This is a genomic window from Sphingobacterium multivorum (genome assembly GCF_900457465.1).
Lineage (GTDB): Bacteria > Bacteroidota > Bacteroidia > Sphingobacteriales > Sphingobacteriaceae > Sphingobacterium > Sphingobacterium multivorum.
Window position 1 is genome coordinate 1,111,703 of the sequence record NZ_UAUU01000009.1, and the last position, 16,821, is coordinate 1,128,523.

21 protein-coding genes are annotated in these 16,821 nt (G+C 41.6%); 18 read left to right on the forward strand and 3 right to left on the reverse strand.

Annotated elements, in window-relative coordinates; all coding sequences use genetic code 11:
- The first annotated feature begins 4 nt into the window (after window positions 1-4).
- From DTA23_RS16400 to DTA23_RS29285, 7 genes are all read left to right on the forward strand, one after another.
- Complete coding sequence (locus tag DTA23_RS16400; RefSeq protein WP_112375374.1) at window positions 5-310, forward strand: MerR family transcriptional regulator; 306 nt, start codon at window positions 5-7, stop codon at window positions 308-310.
- Window positions 311-738: 428 nt separating this feature from the next.
- Entirely contained in the window at window positions 739-1,383 is a 645-nt protein-coding gene (locus tag DTA23_RS16405) for a DUF6266 family protein (protein WP_088159904.1), read from the forward strand.
- A 59-nt stretch (window positions 1,384-1,442) separates the two neighbouring features.
- Window positions 1,443-2,009 carry a DUF6266 family protein gene (locus DTA23_RS16410; RefSeq protein ID WP_112375375.1) on the forward strand — a complete coding sequence of 189 codons (567 nt, stop codon included), beginning with the start codon at window positions 1,443-1,445 and terminating at the stop codon, window positions 2,007-2,009.
- 28 nt (window positions 2,010-2,037) lie between these two features.
- On the forward strand, window positions 2,038-2,904 hold the full coding sequence (locus DTA23_RS16415; protein ID WP_112375376.1) for a C40 family peptidase: 867 nt from the start codon (window positions 2,038-2,040) through the stop codon (window positions 2,902-2,904).
- A gap of 64 nt (window positions 2,905-2,968) precedes the next feature.
- The gene (locus DTA23_RS16420; protein WP_172462437.1) at window positions 2,969-3,376 is read left to right on the forward strand and encodes a hypothetical protein; all 408 of its coding nucleotides are present in this window, start codon (window positions 2,969-2,971) and stop codon (window positions 3,374-3,376) included.
- A gap of 139 nt (window positions 3,377-3,515) precedes the next feature.
- Window positions 3,516-3,710 carry a hypothetical protein gene (locus DTA23_RS29280; protein WP_239468781.1) on the forward strand — a complete coding sequence of 65 codons (195 nt, stop codon included), beginning with the start codon at window positions 3,516-3,518 and terminating at the stop codon, window positions 3,708-3,710.
- A gap of 51 nt (window positions 3,711-3,761) precedes the next feature.
- Window positions 3,762-3,920 (forward strand): hypothetical protein, encoded by a 159-nt coding sequence (locus DTA23_RS29285; RefSeq protein ID WP_239468782.1) that lies wholly within the window; start codon window positions 3,762-3,764, stop codon window positions 3,918-3,920.
- A 139-nt stretch (window positions 3,921-4,059) separates the two neighbouring features.
- Here the strand turns inward: DTA23_RS29285 and porL are convergent, their stop codons facing one another.
- Window positions 4,060-4,659 (reverse strand): type IX secretion system motor protein PorL/GldL, encoded by a 600-nt coding sequence (gene porL / locus DTA23_RS16430; protein ID WP_394370146.1) that lies wholly within the window; start codon window positions 4,657-4,659, stop codon window positions 4,060-4,062.
- A gap of 615 nt (window positions 4,660-5,274) precedes the next feature.
- On the opposite strand from porL, the gene DTA23_RS16440 reads away from it, so the two are divergent.
- Complete coding sequence (locus DTA23_RS16440; protein ID WP_232475655.1) at window positions 5,275-6,360, forward strand: mechanosensitive ion channel family protein; 1,086 nt, start codon at window positions 5,275-5,277, stop codon at window positions 6,358-6,360.
- Window positions 6,361-6,484: 124 nt separating this feature from the next.
- On the opposite strand, the gene DTA23_RS16445 is transcribed toward DTA23_RS16440, so the two are convergent.
- Window positions 6,485-6,826 (reverse strand): HipA N-terminal domain-containing protein, encoded by a 342-nt coding sequence (locus DTA23_RS16445; protein WP_112375380.1) that lies wholly within the window; start codon window positions 6,824-6,826, stop codon window positions 6,485-6,487.
- Window positions 6,827-6,832: 6 nt separating this feature from the next.
- Entirely contained in the window at window positions 6,833-7,123 is a 291-nt protein-coding gene (locus tag DTA23_RS16450; RefSeq protein ID WP_070570037.1) for a helix-turn-helix domain-containing protein, read from the reverse strand.
- 280 nt (window positions 7,124-7,403) lie between these two features.
- On the opposite strand from DTA23_RS16450, the gene DTA23_RS16455 reads away from it, so the two are divergent.
- From DTA23_RS16455 to DTA23_RS16495, 10 genes are all read left to right on the forward strand, one after another.
- Complete coding sequence (locus tag DTA23_RS16455; RefSeq protein WP_112375381.1) at window positions 7,404-8,474, forward strand: endonuclease/exonuclease/phosphatase family protein; 1,071 nt, start codon at window positions 7,404-7,406, stop codon at window positions 8,472-8,474.
- A gap of 154 nt (window positions 8,475-8,628) precedes the next feature.
- Window positions 8,629-8,865, forward strand: coding sequence for a hypothetical protein (locus tag DTA23_RS31095; RefSeq protein WP_112375382.1), 237 nt, complete (start codon window positions 8,629-8,631; stop codon window positions 8,863-8,865).
- Window positions 8,823-8,975 (forward strand): hypothetical protein, encoded by a 153-nt coding sequence (locus DTA23_RS31100; RefSeq protein WP_491630822.1) that lies wholly within the window; start codon window positions 8,823-8,825, stop codon window positions 8,973-8,975. The genes DTA23_RS31095 and DTA23_RS31100 overlap by 43 nt, the downstream gene beginning before the upstream one ends.
- A 202-nt stretch (window positions 8,976-9,177) precedes the next feature.
- Window positions 9,178-10,008 (forward strand): helix-turn-helix domain-containing protein, encoded by an 831-nt coding sequence (locus DTA23_RS16465; RefSeq protein WP_070570043.1) that lies wholly within the window; start codon window positions 9,178-9,180, stop codon window positions 10,006-10,008.
- Window positions 10,009-10,252: 244 nt separating this feature from the next.
- Window positions 10,253-10,780, forward strand: a complete 528-nt coding sequence (locus DTA23_RS16470) for a hypothetical protein (protein ID WP_070570045.1) — start codon at window positions 10,253-10,255, stop codon at window positions 10,778-10,780.
- Window positions 10,781-10,998: 218 nt separating this feature from the next.
- Window positions 10,999-11,586, forward strand: coding sequence for a hypothetical protein (locus DTA23_RS16475; RefSeq protein ID WP_112375383.1), 588 nt, complete (start codon window positions 10,999-11,001; stop codon window positions 11,584-11,586).
- 90 nt (window positions 11,587-11,676) lie between these two features.
- Entirely contained in the window at window positions 11,677-12,492 is an 816-nt protein-coding gene (locus tag DTA23_RS16480; RefSeq protein WP_070570062.1) for a fimbrial biogenesis chaperone, read from the forward strand.
- The gene (locus DTA23_RS16485; RefSeq protein ID WP_112375384.1) at window positions 12,476-13,552 is read left to right on the forward strand and encodes a hypothetical protein; all 1,077 of its coding nucleotides are present in this window, start codon (window positions 12,476-12,478) and stop codon (window positions 13,550-13,552) included. Before DTA23_RS16480 ends, DTA23_RS16485 begins: the two co-directional genes overlap by 17 nt.
- Before the next feature lie 108 nt (window positions 13,553-13,660).
- Complete coding sequence (locus DTA23_RS16490) at window positions 13,661-15,859, forward strand: hypothetical protein (RefSeq protein WP_146753104.1); 2,199 nt, start codon at window positions 13,661-13,663, stop codon at window positions 15,857-15,859.
- A 12-nt stretch (window positions 15,860-15,871) separates the two neighbouring features.
- A complete protein-coding gene (locus DTA23_RS16495) occupies window positions 15,872-16,390 on the forward strand; it encodes a collagen binding domain-containing protein (protein WP_112375386.1) in 519 nt (172 codons plus the stop codon).
- The last annotated feature ends 431 nt before the right edge of the window (window positions 16,391-16,821 follow it).

Below are 16,821 nucleotides of genomic sequence, written 5' to 3' on the forward strand. Positions count from 1 at the left end.
AAATATGAGAAAAAATTCGTACAACAACCCAAGTCCAAAGACAGATGCGCATCTCTTGCAGGCCTTACATATCCTTTTTACAGAAATACAAAAGTTGAAAACTGCAGTGCTGGATAGCATTCAGGCTGATGACGACAAGGTGGAACTTCGTGACACGGTATTTGTCAAAGATACGGTAGGCGTATCGGACCGTACGTTGTTGCGGTATCAAAACTTAGGCCTTATTCAGGTGTATCAGCGCGATAAAGGGGGCAAAAAGTATTTTAAGCTTGACGACGTGCTCCGGCTCAAACGTTATCTAAATAGCTGATGTTAAATTGCAGCGAAGTTCTTGGCCATCGGGCCGGGCTTCGCTGCTGTTTAAGCGCTCGTTCGCATCTGCCATAGGCTTGGTTCATCCCTTTCATGCCCTTTTCTCGCCAATTTTCCTAGCTAACTCCTAGTTGAGACCTTGTGTTTACCTATCGAACTAGGTCTTAAATAGGTTCATCATCGGTATTTGATAAGTCAATCCCAACTGGAGGCCATAAGCAATCCGGTAGCAGATCATTGTAGGGTTTTCTACTTATCGATTGGCTGCATTCGGACAATTGATAGGCAACCTTCGGACAAGCATCGGACAATCTGTTTTGTGTTGTATTTTTCTGTTAATGAATGTTTTATGTTTGTTCTGTCAAGCAAAAATACCGGTATAAAAATCTTGGCGATTTATTTTTTAACCCTTAAAATTTTTTAAAAATGGGAACAATTGTAAACGGAGCAAATGGGGGCTTTAGTGGTAAGGCCGGCTCAGTGATCGGTGCCAGCTGGAAGAGCATCAACTATATCAGAGGGCTCGCTAAAAAGAGCAATAAGCCGTATACGGAAGCACAGCTCATCGTGCAGGCAAGATTTAAGACGCTGATGCGTTTTCTGCTGCCGATTAATAACTTTCTAAAAATCGGTTTTGGCCAGAAAAAGGCAGACCGCCTCACGCCGCTCAACTATGCTTTTCAGCTAAATCAGGATCTGGCTATTCAGGGTGTTTATCCTGATCTGAGCTTGGACTATAGCAAGATCAGAATTGCCGATGGGATCTACGGCGGGGGCGGAACAGTAGAAGCTGGTTTTGATGCAGATCAGATTACAGTGGCTTGGTCGACGGGCAATAACGATGTCTACGAGACAAAAGGAGACGATCTCTTTTATGTGATCTGTTACCATCCGGCAAAGGATGAATTCATGACTTCGCCAACTTTGCCGAAAAGGCAAGATGGGGTGATCACATTTGGAGTACCTGAGCATCTGCTGGGGGATGCTGTACATATCTGGTATTTTATGTCCGACCGGACAAAGACCAAAATCAGCAGAAGCAGTTATCTCGGTGAAATAATGCTCGCCTAAGAAGCAGAAAATTGCCAAGGGCATACCTGCCCTTGGTATATTTCGGTATCGTGAAAAGGATGTTATTCATTAATACATTTCAGATGAAAAAAAGAAAACAAAAGAAGACAATAGGTATGCTGATGACGCAGCAAAAATTTTATCTGGCCAGCCAATATCTCTTGCCATTGGCATCGATTATTAGGGAGGGATTTGCACAGTACGTACGTCGGGAAAAAGCAAAACATCTTTCTGCCCGAAATCTGGCAATGGCGCATGCGGTCAAATATGCGGTCAAAGGTGAATACCCGGATCAATATATTGATCCTGCTCTCATTCTGCTCTCCGATGGTTCTGTGCAAGGGATAAGCGTAGAGAGTATGGCGCTGGATGATAATGGATTGTGGTTAGACTTTGACGGTGGTGAGATCACGGCCATGAACCACGATGACGAGCTGCTGTTGGTGGCTTATGATCCGATAGCCGGAGTCGCTATCCGTAACGAGCCCCTGGTTACGCGCTCGAGTTCAGGCTTAAGACTCGAACTGCCTGATTATATGCAAAATGTCCGGCTTGATGTCTTTATCTTGCTGCGCGATCGGAATCGAAACCGCTATTCGCGGAGTCAATATGCTGGCAACGTATAACTATTTTTTACTATTAAATTATATCACTATGAACAGTGTAGAAATGAAAGGACCATGGTATGGTCTAACACAAAAACTGCCGATCGAGCCCAAGTACCTGCTCGGTATGGCAAGCATATTATTGGTCATTATTTTCCTATATGTTGGGAGTATCTTACAATTTTTCGACCCGGCATCAGCTGCGCTTGATCTGGGGGTACTGTCCCTGCTTTATTTTGGGCTAATGGCCGGATTGGTCTTTATGTGTTGCTGCACCTGGTTGCTGGAATATCTCTGGAGACCCTTCAAATATTATAGACAAGATATTTATTATCACTTTAATCAATTAAACTCATGGCAACAATCCATTCTTTATTTCTCGGTTTTCTTTCTATTGCTCTTTGCATTTCTGCTGCTACTGGAAATGCTGTTTTTAGACGGAAGGTGTAACAATGATTATGCTCGTGTACGTAACACTGATCTGCTTAGGCGGCAGATTGATGAAATTGCAGCGAATGAAATTGGCGTAAGGGAGACAGGGGGTGAAAATAAGGGACCGGAGATTTCCAAATACCTGGCCTATGTAGGCCTCGATGAAGGTTATGAATGGTGTGCAGCATTTGCCAGCTGGTGTTATGGTCAAGCTGGTCTTTCCATACCGCGCAGTGCATGGAGCCCCGCGCTCTTTCCAAAAGCGCGCTGCTATACTAAAGTGCAGTTCTTGAAAGGAGATGTGCGGCAAGCCGATTTATTTGCGATCTATAGCAGCCAATTAAAACGGATCCATCATGTAGGCCTAGTTAAAGTTATAAAGGGATCCCTGTTGATTTCGGTAGAAGGCAATAGCCATGACCGGGTAGAATCGCGGCGGCGTCCACTTGCTACTATTTATGCTATCGCTAACTGGATCGATTGAGGAGGGCATGGTCATGAATAAATACAAAATTTCGGTAGCTCGAAGCCTAGTTTTTTTCCTCTTCATGATAAGCACTGCTGTAATCATCAGTTGCAGCGTTTTCCAAGGGAAAAAGCAATTGGAAGAGAAATCCACGCAGCGTTATAATCAATATGAACATTGGGATCTGGCCTATCATCAGAAGCAGCAGGATAGTTTATCTTCCTATTGGTATTTTAGTACGGATAGTCCATTTTTGTTTCATCCGGATAGCGGATTATGGGCTAAGGGCGGAAGACTTTTCGCAGAGCAGTCGAACATAAAACAAACTGAAGAGAATTTGCAGCTTCAGCGTGTAAACAGCGAGGCGGCAGCGGCTTCTGATTTATATGTGAAGCGGAAAAATAAAGTCGTATCAACTCAAATCTTTGCGATAGGGGCAGTTTTACTAGCTGTGCTAGGGTATTGGATCTGGTGGAGGGGGAGAAAGTAGGCTCAAATTATTGTTCACCTTAAAAGATGAGTGTTTTTAAGGTGAACAATAGTTATAAAATTATATTTGAGTGAGGCTCAAATTAGTGTTCACCTTAAAATGTATTGGTTTTTAAGGTTCATTTTTTGTATATTCGTATATGACATATAGGATTAACCCTGATAGAGCAGCGCCATGGAATGGGCTTCCTGAATTGCCGATAGCTCCCGAATACTATCAGACTGTCGAAATATATGAGCAACTGGGAAATGCTAAAGCGGCAATAGGCCGTCTACAGGGGCGAAGTATTGTCATACCAAACCAGGGTATTTTAATCAATTCCATTAGTTTGTAAGAGGCTAAGGCGTCCAGTGCGCTAGAAAATATCTTTACGACAGACGATGAATTGTATCAAGCATTCAGTGAGTCTCAGCAGGAACAGACACAGGGAGCTGCTAAAGAAATTTTAAATTATAGGGAAGCATTATGGGACGGTTATCATTATCTGTCCAATGGGGGAATCATTGACCGCGATTATTTTTATTCGAATGTATCGCATCGTTAGCCAGTTTTCCGCACAGTAGCCATCGAACCGGCTGTTTTACCAGCAAACTTGGCAATAGGGTCTGGAATGCGATCATCCTTCGTCTTGGAGTTTCTCTTCTTAATGCCATTGTTTTTGATTTAAGTGATACAAGAATTAATTACACACGCGGCTGATTCATCGCGCTCAACATGTTGCCATAAATGGCATTCAAGGCATTGAGGTTTTTCGCAAGCTTGCCCACTTCATCTTTAAATGCTTTGGAATCATCCAGCGATTCGTTGAAGTTTTGCATAGTAAAGCGTAGGTTCTCATAAAACTTGTTCATCGATTGTAAATGTGAGGCCGAATCGCGTAGTTCACGCTCGTACATTGCATTCAATTGACTTAGGTTGGTTGGTAGACTTTTTACCTGTTCGTGGTAATTGGACGTATCGCCAGAGGTATTCGACATGGCGACTAGGTTTTGCGAAGCTTTTTCAAACGCTAGGCTCAGGTTATCAAACTTAGACGTTGCTGTTCGGAGCCTATTGGTGAATTCTCCTGTCGCAAGTGAAACATCTGAGAGCTTATTCATAACAGATACTTTTTCGCTGAAATCACGCAGCCCAGTGAAATTATCGTCCAATTTAGGATAGACACATGTCCAGTCTGGTTCTGCAGGAGGGGGATTAAATCCCATTAGAAAGAATAGGAAGGCTTCTACAGCCAAACCGATTCCGATCATATAATTGGCTGTGGTGCCACCGATATGTAGAATCTTTAAGTTAAGGGGATCAAGTTCTTGGACATATTTGTGGTGATTTGCTAGAGATTGATAGGATTTTGCTGTAAAGAATGTTCAAAGAACATATTTTTTGATGGTTAAATATAAAATAAAAAAAAGGTTTTCAATCGGGGAGATGAAAACCTTTAAATAACCAATTATAAACCTATTAAGGTGTTGTAAATATAGGGTGTATTATTGTTTTTTCAAAATTTAATCTGTTTTTATTTGCTTTTTTTTGGTAAAAATTTATTTTTATTTGATTTTTAACCTCTTTTTGCCTCTATTTCTTTTGTTTTAGCATATAATTGCTGTTTTTTTCATTTTATTTTTCTGTTTATGCTTATTAATATTGCTTTTTTTTGTTTTATCACTTTATATTATTGTGTAATACTGTTTTTTTTTAATTTTTATTTTGAAGAATTCTTGATTTTTGGTATTGTGAATGCCTTTTTATTATGGCGCATCAACACTCATGTGCTTAGCAAAGTGCATGGCCGTATTCTTTGCTGTTTATTTAGCCAATCTTTTTCAAAATAAAACAAACGTTAACCCTGCTGAGCAGTTATACTTTAATAAAGACAAGTGTTAACACAAAGAAAGAACAGTATGATGAACGAAACATTAATTCAACTTTCACAGAAATGGCCCGCATGGCTCTGGAATATTGCATTAATTCTATTTTCATTTTTGATTGGTATTTTGATTAAGCTGATATTTATTCCTTTATTGCGCAGGCAGGCCATTGAACAGGAATCGTATTCCCTTTTCCGTTCCTTTATCCGTCGCTTTAACCGTGTGCTGAGTGTATTTATCCCATTAATTGTCTTTAACAGTTTGTTGCCTTTCGCACAATTTAACGAAAGGACCCTCCGCGTCGTGACCAAAACCAATGAACTTTTATTGGTCGGTTTCTTTGCTGTTGTGCTGATACAGGGGATTAAGGTTTTTGAAGATTATCTCTATCATCGTTTTGATATCAATAAGGAGAATAACCTGCGCGAACGAAAGATTAGAACGCAAATCGTCTTTATCCGGAAAGTGGTCGTCACCCTCATCATCGTAATTTCTTTGGCGATTATCCTATTAAGCTTTGATAGCATGCAGAAAATCGGTGCAGGCTTGCTTACTGGCGTGGGGGTTGGCGGTATTATCATCGGTTTTGCTGCACAGAAGTCCTTGGGAAATTTACTTGCTGGCTTTCAGATTGCTTTTACACAGCCTATCCGAATGGATGACGTCTTGGTTGTTGAAGGGGAATGGGGGCGTGTGGAGGAAATCAATCTCACTTACGTAGTAGTCAATATATGGGACAAACGCCGTTTGGTATTGCCCATCACCTATTTTATCGAAAAACCGTTCCAAAATTGGACACGGACGACTTCTGAAATATTGGGTACTGTATTTATCTATACAGATTTTACCGTACCTGTGCAGCTATTGCGTGAGAAATTGACAGCCTTACTTACCGGACACCCCCTTTGGGACGGTAAAGTCAATGTGCTTCAGGTAACTGACTTTAAAGAGCGTACCATGGAGATCCGCTGCCTGATGAGCTGCCGCAATTCGGGGCAAGCTTTTGACCTGCGTTGTTTTATCCGCGAGGAGATGATAGCGTATATCCACACGAACTTCCCGAATGCGCTAGCCAGGACAAGGGTGGATTATATGGAGAGCGAGCAATTGGGTATTTAATAGCTGAGGAGCGCTTGATAAATGATGGTCTCTTGAAAATAGTAGGGGTAGGTGATGGATGATCTAGAAATGTGTTTTAAATGCTCTACTCATTAATTCTTTTTCTGCTCTTGATATGCCAATCTTATCTGCAAATCAATATCATACAAGAAGGGGGCTTTTCGTTCCGCCCCTTTGCCAACTGAGCATCGCGTCTTTTCATGAGTGTTCGCCCCCAAGTGTCGGGCATACTGTCTAGAAATATACCGAAGTTTCCTTTTTCGCTAGCATATTGTGTTCCTGAAAAAAACTGTATTTCAGGGTCTAAGATTTGAAGTTGCTCCGATTTCAACCATATTTTATCGTATTCAAAACTGAATGCCTTTTTACCTTTAGCAAAATGTGCTGAGAGGGTCCCTATAAGTTTAGGCTCCGCCATCCCTTTCCAGTGCGCATATACGTATATATCAAACTTGTTGTGTGCCATTGATTGCTACTTCAATAATTCGAGATCTTGTAGTTTTCTTCCTAAATCATCGTCTGCTGCTAATTGCAAGACATCATTTTGTAGCCCCAATACCCGGAGCACATTTAAATATGCGCCAAATGCGACGCTTGTATCTCCTTTTTCAATAAGGTATAAGGTTGAACGCGCAATTCCAGCTCGCTCTGCAACTTGAATAGTTGTTAATTTACGACGCTTTCTTGCTAACTTAATATTTTCGCCTACTTGTTCCATAAGTTTGGCTAACTTAGGGAAAATGATTTGTTTCTTAGAGCTCATATATTATTTTTGTTCGCTATTATAAACAAAAGTAGTTAAAATGATTGAAATAGCAATCATTTTTTATTTTTAGCTTTGTTTTATCTAAGCTGTTATATTCGGGAACAAATGATTGCGTATATCCACACGAACTTCCCGAATGCATTAGCCATGACACGCGTGGATTATATGAAGGGCGAGCAATTGGGTATTTAATAGCTGAGGAGCGCTTGATAAATGATGGTCTGTTGGAAATAACGGTAATTTGTTTAAGTTTGTTTAAAATGTTTGCTCGAACGATATGCTGATTTTCTATACTGTTTTCTCAGGGTTATTAATTTTACTGAGTATATTACCCTTTGCCCAAAGCCAGCATTGGATCTTTCGGGTAGCTGAATTTGTGAAGCTGCAGCTGTTGGTATTTCAGGTGCCCACATTGGCTTTGGGCTTTTATCTTGTGACTGAAGACCCCTGGATATGGTGGTTGCAGGGGGGACAGCTGGCGCTGATTGTATACCACGCCTATATATTGATACGTTACACCAAATTTTGGCGTCGCGAAAAATATGAAAAGGGCAAAGATGCATCTAATAGTATCAAAGTGATCTCCTGTAATGTGCTGCAATTCAATACGGCTTATGATCGCTTTATTGACCTGATTCAGAAAGAAAAGCCACATATCTTTTTGACCATGGAAAGTGATGCTGCTTGGGAAAAAGCACTACGTATATTGGAAAGCGATTACCCCAATTTTGAGAAGGTGACCCTGGACAATACCTACGGTATGCATTTTTATACCAATCTGAAGGTTAACAAATGTCAAGTGCATTATTTTGTAGCAGATGATATTCCCAGTATTGAAGCAGAGCTGGAAACCGCCGATGGGCATCGTTTTATCTTTTTTGCTGTTCATCCACCACCACCAAGTCCGACAGAAGAAGAAAACTCCAAAGAAAGGGATGGTGATCTGCTCAGTGTGGGTAAGCGGGTACGCGATTATAAAATGCCAGTCGTTGTCACAGGAGACTTTAACAATGTGGCCTGGGCCAAATCTTCGCTCTTGTTCAAAAAAACCAGCAGATTGATCGATGCACGCATCGGGCGAGGTATTCTTTCCACCTTTCAAGCCAATTATTGGTTTTTCAGAGTGCCTTTGGACCTGCTGTTTCATAGTCCGACCGTATTTATTGACAAATTGTTTATTTATCCTTCTGTTGGGTCCGATCATTTTCCGATGGGCTGTACATTCTTTATTGATCGCTACTCCGAAGAGCAGGCTGAAGATATTGAACACTTGGAAGCTGGGGATATGGCCGACGTCAATGCGATGATTGCTGATGGAAAAGAGGAAGTAAGTGATAATCGGTGTTAACGGTTAATCGTGCCAACATTTTGCGCTGCATTATTGTATGTTTGGTCGGGCTTATGATCAATATATCTTAAGGAATTATACATTGCTATTTCTTTACTGAAGCAGGAAAAGAACATTCCCAAGTCTTTCCATATTTCACATCGAGGTTTGTGATATGGAAAACAATAAACTTACTTCTCGGTGCTTGCGCGCATGTTTATTTATATGTGCCCTCGCCACTTCAATTGCTGGCCTTGCCCAAGAAAATAAATCCCTGCCCGATAAAATACATCATGCCGAACCTTTATATAATGATCTTGTACGGGATCTTGGCGCGCGGAAGGGGGAGAAGGACAGACAGACCATTTTATCGGTATTGAGGTCAATCAGGAAATTTCTTCCGATGAGATAAGAACAATTTTGCATCCCCAGATTAAGTTAGGACTTAACAACAAATTGGCTATCGGTATGGCTGTGGGATTGCCTCTTAGTGGCTTTTGGAGGCTGATCTATCAATTATAATTTGTGAAAAATAATGTATGAAATGTGCTTCTGATGACGTGAATACCTGCTTCCTTACCGTAAGGTTGCCTTGAAAATGAAGACAGATAAAACTGTGATACAATATGAGGCGAGTTTTTGTGTTCGGGATTTATTTACTAAATTGCTTCACGCCTAAGCACGTAAAATGTTTTTCAGGCATTACATGCGGTAAATAATTATTATGGAATTTGGAGTTCATCGGGTTATTGGTGTAGAACGGGAGTCTTCGGAAATTAAGGATGCAACAGCAAAAGAGAACTATGTCGTTCTTTTTGTGTCAAGTGGCGGCTGTAGCATGCAGATCAATAAACAGATCGCTGAGATTGAGGAATATAGTCTAGTTTTGATTCCGCGCGGGATACAAATCGAAGCCAATACAAATGAACAGCGCCCATTTTTGATTATCTATTTTTCGGAAAGTTTTTTTGTACGTACCGAGGTTGATACGGCCTTCCTTCGAAACTTCAAGTCATTTAACAAAAGTGAATATACCTATCGAACACTTAGCGTGCCCAAAGAATACGCGACCTACTACGAATTTGTAGGCATGCAGCTGAAACTGTCCAAGCAGAATTATAATAAGGCAATTTATCGGGATTTGGCACATAATATCGTGAAGCAGATTGTGCTTCTGGCGGCTATATATGCAGAAGATCGTCAATCGGGCGAACTGCTGGGGCAGCGGACGGAAGTATCATTGGTGCGACGTTTTCAGGAGCTTGTTGAAAAACATGTAAAAAAGGAAAAACAGGTTGCTTTCTACGCGGATCAATTAAATATAGGAAGTAAAAAATTGACCAATCTCACCAAGGAGACGCTGGGTACCACACCCAAAGAACTTATCACCAAAGAATTGCTCCGTGTCAGTAAGAAGCTTCTTGTGGAATCTTCACTCAGTATCAAACAAGTAGCTTGGGAATTAGGGTATAAAGACGTGAATAACTTTAGTACCTTTTTTCTGAAAGAAACATCCCTCACACCAACAGAATACCGTAAGCGCTGGCAGCAATAACTTTTCTGTATTAAAAATATTACATGTTTTCCTATTAAAAAGAATTGTTCTTATTCTTTCGTTTTTTTTATAAAAGGTATATTTATAGTAAAGCAACGAAAGCGTATGAAATATTTACGCGGTGAACATTCACGTTCTTTTGGCGTCAAAATTTGATAAAGATTCAATAAGAAATGATGCTGTAGGACAGATTATCATAATATCATGGATGGTTCATGCGATTGTAAGGATAAGATAGTAGGCTATGAAAAAGGGAATATTGTTTTTGGGATTGGTTCTTTTAGGAGGTACAGCCTTCGCACAGACTGGCGTGAGATTGAATATTGAGCTCCACGATGTGCAGCATCTTGTTATTAATCCAGATCAATCGATTGTTACCTTGGCCTACCATACCTTAGCCGATTATCAAAATGGCGTTGAGTCTATCCAAAAAGCACATCTTTCGGTATTTAGCACGTCGGGCTATGAAGTGAAGGTCAAAATGGCCAATCAAGATTTTATAAAGCTCGGTCAGGCACAGACAGAAAAAATTCCCGCACCATTGATTCGCGTTAGAGCTACTGCCACTCATATAGGGCAAGCCGTAAATACAGCTAGTAGCGTCCTTTCTACCAATAAGGAAACCATCATTTCTTCAGATTCACCCGCCCTCAACGGACTGTTCGATGTTACCTACACTGGTCCCGGAGCTGACGACTTAATGCAATACGTAGAAAAAAATAACACGGTTACTTTTACAAACGATGTTATGTATAGCATCGAAACAAGATAATATTCCCCTTAATTCAATTCTTTTGCCGTAGACACCCCGCGCTGTAGTGATCACGCTACAAGCTTTTGTAGCTGTACAGCTACAACATTTCACGCGCTCCCTTTTTTATACTTTTTGGACTCAAATTCATACTTTTTGCCTCATTTCCTGCTGTACTTTTGTTTTGTCCAAAGAGGATAAATAATAACGAATAAGTCATATTAAATTATAAAAACAAAATGAAAAAAATTACTTTCTTCGCAGTAGCAATCGTTGGTTCAGTAACTGCAGCAAACGCTCAATCTCAATCACAAGCAAAGGTAAAAGTGAATGTTGAATTGAATCCTTTTCAATCTATCGAAATTGGTAGCGGTGCAGGACAAGATGGTCCAGTTACATCGGGTTATAATGACGAAGTAACCTTGAAATACGAAAAGGCAGCTGACTATACCAACGGGGTAAGTAAATCGATTGCAAAACAATTGAAAGTGTCTTCGGTAGGTTCTGGTTACAAAGTAAAAGCAACTTTATTGACTAATGGACAATTCAATAAAGTAGCTGGAAATGGTGCTAATACGTACGATGCTAAAAAATTAATCGAAATTCAGGTAGATGGTAAAACTGCTTCAACAGATGTCAACATGGAATTCGGTCCTTTTGGAAGTACAAGTACAGCAGAAGCTTCGGTATTGAACAAAGAGTTGGATGTAAAATATATCGGTAAACCACTTAATGAAGCAACAGTAAAGGAATTGTTGGGTAATGGTGGTAAAGATACAAAAGCAAAATATACCATCGATGTGGTGTACACTATTGCAGCAAACTAGTAGATCGTATACTACGCTATGAAAATCATATAGATGCAGGTATCGGAAGATACCTGCTTTTTTATGTATTTTTATCCCAAATATATTTTTATGAAGAACCTGATTGCCTCATTTTTTTTGCTTTTTATCGCTACAGTAGCCTTTTCTCAAACAGGATTGACCGTTGGGCCGCCGCGCTTGTATTTTGTGGGTGATGCCGGCCAGGCACAAACGCAATATGTTGATGTGACCAATCCTAGTAAAGATTATACGCTCGAACTGGGTGTTTCTTTTGAGGACTGGTCTTATTCCGAGTATGGTGATAATGTATTGAGTCCAAAGGGAACCTTGCCGACGAGCTGTGCAAATTGGCTGTCGGTATCTGAGTCTTATTTCTCGCTGAAACCCGGTGAATCAAAACGATTGCAACTGAATATGCAGGTGCCCAAGGATGCAAAATTCACGGCCGAAGTACCCGTTCATACGGCAATGCTCTTTGTAACGCAGTTGAACCCTAGGGCAAGAGAAAAACAGGAAGGAGCTAATATCCGTTTGGCCGTTCGTTCGGGAGTAAAAGTTTATCATCGTTTCAATGGGAGGGAAACGCCGGATCTTGAAATTACAAATCTGGTTTATAAAGATGTGGATTCTGTTGGACAGTTTCTGGAGGTCAGTTACGATGTGACCGGCAATATCTGGTTGGAAGGAAGATTGCGTGCCGAGTTTTTAAATCAGGAAACAGGTGAAAAAGAAGTGGTGGACAATCTTAATTTTTACTGCTTGCCCGGCGATAAGCGTAAACAGTATATTGCAATTCCCAAATCGTTGAAATCTGGGAATTACCTCGTTTCAGTATTGGCATTTTATGGCGATCAGGATGTGGTGAAGATCGCGGAATTGGAATTTAAACATGTGGCAAAGAACTAAAATAGCAGTACTCTTGATTTGGGGCTTGTTTTCAGCCTTACCTCTTGTTGCGCAATTGCGTTTTTCAGTCTGGTCGGACAACTATTTCGAAGTGACATCCTACTTGGGCAAAACAACGCCGGATCGATTCAATGTTTTTCAATTTGATTTGAATGGTCTCAATGTAAACGAGAAAAATTGGTCGCTCGCCGTGCGCCTGCTAGCTCCAATACGGACCATTGCCGGTGGGAAGAATCGCAGTGGCAATACATTTCCCGTCGACAAGATCAGTCTGCGCTGGACCGGAGACAACAATGAAGCGAATTTTCGTCTCGATGGTATCGGCGCAAGCCGTACGCCGATTATTTTGCAAAACAGTAACGATGTGCTGCTGATTAATCGGGCGAAACAACCCATTAGCTCCAATGGAAACTATTACCAGCAATACCAACTTTATAGTGCGCTGACTGTTGCGCAAGGTAAATACCTGGACGACTATCTAAGTCCTGATCAATATACGTACCTGAAGTACCGCATTCCTCTGTTGTTTACCCTGTATAGTGAAAGCGGAAAAGTGCTGGGGACGCAGGAGATTAATTATGAAATGCAATTGCCGCCGCGTCTGACGGACGGTGGGATGGTCGATATGGAGCCTGATTACAGCTTGGAAATTGCCGCAGATGCGACAAATGCCACCTTGCAGTTTTCGACACAAAAAGATTATATGCAGGGAGTGAGTTCGTCGGTGGCAAATGCAATCCGCGTGAACTCTATAACGGACTACGAGCTCCGTGTTAAGTCGGTCGATAGTGAGCTTGTGCGCAATGGTGGTGGAACACTTCCGCTGTCGACACTGTCACTTCAATTAACTGCAGGAACGGGAATAAACAGGATAAGATCCAACCCCAAAGTATTTTTAACGACACAGGAACAAGTTGCTGTATCGGCGGCTTCGGTGGATAAAAAGCAAGCGCAAACCTTTAATGTGGAGTATAAAGCGAATCTGACGGCTGATCAGGTGTCGGCTTCTAAATCTGGAAGCTATAGCGTGTCCCTCCTCTATTTATTGATCCCACAATAGTTTGACCCCCATCGCGTGTTTAAATGCTCTTCTCATAAGATTAGATTTACAGTCTTCGTGCTGTTATTGCTGCTGATCAGGTTCGTTTGGGCACAGCAGGAAAAACCTGTGTACCTGATTTTGCCTGATCAGCTGCGTTTGGAAGCAGGTCTCAACAGTATTGATCTGCAGCTGGTCAACACGAGTGAAAAGGATTTTACTGGAGAAATCAATTTGGTGTTGCCTCAAGGTTTACGCGCTCTTGGTTCGGATCGTTTAGCGTTTACCGTACCCGCGGGAAAAAAACGCTTTATTACCCAACGTTTACAAAGTCAGACACCTGCACAGCTCAGGGGGCAGGCAGTAGTTGTTCAGCTTCGGGATCCACAGGGGCATATAGTTGACAACAAGATAATGGCTATCGATGTGCCACCCAAAAAAGCAGTGATCTTGCAGGATGTTTCGGAACCGCAGTATCTGAAGCACGTGGGTGACTCCATCTTTATCCGGACACGGGTGATAAATAATGGTACAACGGACGAACAGATCAAAATCTTGTTTTCCTCCCCGGATCGAATCGGCAATACCAAATTTAAGGAACAGGACCTTTTCCTTCCAGCCGGGCGTGATACGCTTTTCATACTCCGTTTTGCTGTGGAGAAATACATGTTAAACCGGGCGCAGTACACGGTTAATGTCACCGGTTTATACGAGAATGGCGATGTATTTGGGAATCTATCGCTGCTCTTGTCCAATATTGCAGCCGATCGAAATTACCAGCAATTATTTGACAACCGGGGTAATTTGGCCGCGTATTCGCGTAATTTTTTTGATTTGCAGCTCGATAACCTGCTAAGTGAACAAAAATCATTTTATTTAAGGTCGGAGGGGGAATATCGTCTAGCCGGTGGACAGCTAAGATACAGTGCTTATCTGACCAAAACGGGTGGGATGGATCGGCCTACGCTGAGCAATACTTTTGCTAGCTTCCAGAAGGGGAACAATATCTACACGGCCGGAAATTTGCAGGAAAGTATGGAGGCTTCGGCCTTTGGAAGAGGTGTCAAATTTGACCATATCGATACGGCAAGGGCCGCCAATTATACGGTTGGTGTTTTACAGCGCTCAGTCGACTTATTGGAGTATAATAGGTCAACGGATCCGGGCTATACAGCTTTTGGAAAGGTGGTGTTGGGGGAAAATAAGCCTGAGCACCGGCGTTATGAAGGTCAGCTTTTTTACGATCGCAATGGTTTGGATAGTACAACGAGCCTGCTATGGGCAAATTCTTTTGACTTTCTGAAACAAAAATATGCAGGCAACACCGTGCTTCGCGGTTTTGTCGCCGCTGGACTTCAAAGCCAAAATGGCCAACACGTAGGACGGGACTCATCCATGCCTTCATGGGCATTGGGTATGCGAATGGACCAGCGTTTTGCCAAATGGAGTTTTAGCTCCGATAATTTTTATAGTTCTCCTTATTATACAGGGAATCGTCGTGGTTCTTTGCAGTTTGTCGAACGTGTAAATCGAAATTGGGGTAAGTTATCGGCGGCGCTAAGTTATACCTTTTACCGCTATAACCCAAGCTACCTGAATACACGTTTTCTCAATTACGCAAGCCAATCTTCGCGCTGGGATTTAAGTATGTATATGCCCTTGAGTTCATTTGTAACGCTTTCCGTATTGCCAAACTATAATCGTGAGATTGGAACCTATATGTTTGCCGCAGGTACCCGTGAACTCAAGTCGACCTCATGGCGCCTGTTGTCAACGGTAAATGTTCGGTCGCGTAACCTGCAGCACAACTTGAATGTAACTACTGAGACGGGGCTTGTGTCAATGAGCGATGAAGCTGCGGGGCTATTCGCAGTACGGACAGATTTAAATTACAACTACAAAAGTTTGGGACTTTCAGCTTCTTACCAGCAAGGCGCTTTTCAGATTTCAGATCTGGTAAGTGCACTATTAATAGGACGTTCGTTTGGAAAGCGTTTTTCTTTAGGACCCCGTGTAAGTGGTACCTTGTTGCAGGAGAGATTACAGTGGGTGGCCAATGCCCGGGCGAATCTGAGTAGTAGTTACGGGAATAGTTTTGGAGGGAACGCGAGTATAAATTACCGTGTGCTGAAAAATACCTTACTCACCGGTCTTTTTCAGTACAATTATAGTGTTATGAAAACCGGATATGACTATGATTTTAACAATTTACGCATTGGTGTTCGGCAAAACTTAAAAGGATCAAATCTTGATCGTCCAGCAATCAAGACAGGGAATGCACGTTTTTTCTGTTTTCATGATAAAAATTTTAATGGAATATTTGATTAAGGGGATATTCCGATGGCTGACCATAGCTTTACGGTAAAAGGGATTTTGTTTGTAACGGATAAAGCAGGATATGCTTCCTTTAAAAAATTACCATATGGATCATACTTGTTTTTTTCGCCAAAGCAGGGGCAGTATATGGCGGTTTCGAAGGTGATCGCGATACAGCAGTCAAATCTAGAAATCCAAATTCCGCTCCAGCGCGGTGGAATGGTACAGGGAGCTGTTCGTGTCGAGTATACCCAAGGACTTAGCTTGGAGACTGATCTGAATTTAGATATTTACAAAGTGTTGGCAAAAGACAGGAACGGAAGGGTGATCGAAATGTATACTGATAAGGATGGACATTTTGAGTTTGGCCTGCCAGAGGGTGCCTATAGTTTCTATTTGGATAATGCGAGCTTCCCGGTAAACGTATTTACCGATCAAGAGGCGCAATCGGGAACGGTAAAACTTGATGCCGACTTGGTCCTTGAGCCTTTTGTTTTAAAAGTGAAGTCAAAAAAGGTCAATGTCAAGCGCTTTGGACAATAAGTTTCCTATCCGGCGATATGCTGAGACTTGACATCGCTGATATGATCTAACAGTGAATGGTTTAAAATGGGGGATGTTTTTAACATTTCTCGTATAGGATATTTTTCAGCAATATCTGTAAGGGTTTTAAGATGTTTTTCATGGTGAAGGTCAGTGCCCACAAAATCATACATACCTGATTTCAATAAAGTCATCGCGATAGCTTTGACGTCGACACCATAATAACGGCATCTGCGTTATGCGATTGATGCCGGGAAGATCAATCAGGAGTCGCTAGGTCGGTATAATAGGTGCTCCATTCAAGTTTATCTACCTTGAGATAGAGGTAGCTCAATAAAATGTAGGTATTGAAAAGATCAACATCCTATTTCTTCTCTCCATTTAATGCGTTTTGGGCATATCTATATTCCCAATATTGGTCGATATATTGG

Bases quoted from the DNA above. Each gene is read 5' to 3' on its own strand.
- DTA23_RS16400 (WP_112375374.1), top strand. From the start codon at position 5: ATGAGAAAAAATTCGTACAACAACCCAAGTCCAAAGACAGATGCGCAT.
- DTA23_RS16405 (WP_088159904.1), top strand. From the start codon at position 739: ATGGGAACAATTGTAAACGGAGCAAATGGGGGCTTTAGTGGTAAGGCC.
- DTA23_RS16410 (WP_112375375.1), top strand. From the start codon at position 1,443: ATGTTATTCATTAATACATTTCAGATGAAAAAAAGAAAACAAAAGAAG.
- DTA23_RS16415 (WP_112375376.1), top strand. From the start codon at position 2,038: ATGAACAGTGTAGAAATGAAAGGACCATGGTATGGTCTAACACAAAAA.
- DTA23_RS16420 (WP_172462437.1), top strand. From the start codon at position 2,969: ATGATAAGCACTGCTGTAATCATCAGTTGCAGCGTTTTCCAAGGGAAA.
- DTA23_RS29280 (WP_239468781.1), top strand. From the start codon at position 3,516: ATGACATATAGGATTAACCCTGATAGAGCAGCGCCATGGAATGGGCTT.
- DTA23_RS16440 (WP_232475655.1), top strand. From the start codon at position 5,275: ATGATGAACGAAACATTAATTCAACTTTCACAGAAATGGCCCGCATGG.
- DTA23_RS16445 (WP_112375380.1), bottom strand. From the start codon at position 6,826: ATGGCACACAACAAGTTTGATATATACGTATATGCGCACTGGAAAGGG.
- DTA23_RS16450 (WP_070570037.1), bottom strand. From the start codon at position 7,123: ATGAGCTCTAAGAAACAAATCATTTTCCCTAAGTTAGCCAAACTTATG.
- DTA23_RS16455 (WP_112375381.1), top strand. From the start codon at position 7,404: ATGCTGATTTTCTATACTGTTTTCTCAGGGTTATTAATTTTACTGAGT.
- DTA23_RS31095 (WP_112375382.1), top strand. From the start codon at position 8,629: ATGGAAAACAATAAACTTACTTCTCGGTGCTTGCGCGCATGTTTATTT.
- DTA23_RS16465 (WP_070570043.1), top strand. From the start codon at position 9,178: ATGGAATTTGGAGTTCATCGGGTTATTGGTGTAGAACGGGAGTCTTCG.
- DTA23_RS16470 (WP_070570045.1), top strand. From the start codon at position 10,253: ATGAAAAAGGGAATATTGTTTTTGGGATTGGTTCTTTTAGGAGGTACA.
- DTA23_RS16475 (WP_112375383.1), top strand. From the start codon at position 10,999: ATGAAAAAAATTACTTTCTTCGCAGTAGCAATCGTTGGTTCAGTAACT.
- DTA23_RS16480 (WP_070570062.1), top strand. From the start codon at position 11,677: ATGAAGAACCTGATTGCCTCATTTTTTTTGCTTTTTATCGCTACAGTA.
- DTA23_RS16485 (WP_112375384.1), top strand. From the start codon at position 12,476: ATGTGGCAAAGAACTAAAATAGCAGTACTCTTGATTTGGGGCTTGTTT.
- DTA23_RS16495 (WP_112375386.1), top strand. From the start codon at position 15,872: ATGGCTGACCATAGCTTTACGGTAAAAGGGATTTTGTTTGTAACGGAT.